The sequence below is a fragment of the Dactylosporangium darangshiense genome, assembly GCF_039537565.1.
Lineage (GTDB): Bacteria > Actinomycetota > Actinomycetes > Mycobacteriales > Micromonosporaceae > Dactylosporangium > Dactylosporangium darangshiense.
In genome coordinates this window covers 1-531 of sequence record NZ_BAABAT010000239.1, presented here as the reverse complement: position 1 = coordinate 531, position 531 = coordinate 1, and the positions used below count along the sequence as shown (strand labels likewise).

Annotated in this window: 1 protein-coding gene; it reads right to left on the bottom strand. The window is 65.7% G+C overall.

The annotated features are described in order from the left end of the window. The coding region (locus ABD901_RS58905; protein WP_345145176.1) for a hypothetical protein at positions 1-418 on the bottom strand (418 nt) is incomplete at its 3' end. Between the last annotated feature and the right edge of the window lie 113 nt (positions 419-531).

Genomic DNA, 531 nt, shown 5'->3' with positions numbered 1-531 from the left:
GCGTGATGAATCGCGACTGTTCCCAGCGAACCCCCACGCCAAGCGGTCTGAGCAGCACCAAACTCGATATGCCGGCGGGTAGCAGCTGCCGGAACTCCTCGGCAGTCATCCACTCGCCCCCGGAAGCTGAACGCAGCAACGACCAGGGCGCATGACGGACCGACCCGTGTTCCACCTCGACGTCGTTCAACCCACCAGACTCGAAAAAGATCGTGTCCAATAGAGGTGCGGGAATCATCTGGTACAGGTCGAGCGTCACGCCGTGATCGAGCCGCACCGCCGCCAGGCCGGTAGCGTAGTGGTTCACCCACAGGCCCCGATCCCGTGGCAGCGCCGCGACGTGAATCTCGGGATTGGTCCCCTGCTGCTCCAACCGCACCACAGGAATACTCACCCCGTCCGGCAGCCGCAGCGTCACCGCCGGCTCACCGTCGGACGCCACCCGCGCAACAGGACCCTGCAACCAATGCCGCACCGCGTCAAGCCGCTCCAGCTGCGTGCGGGCAGGACCCACAGGTATCCGCACCTGCC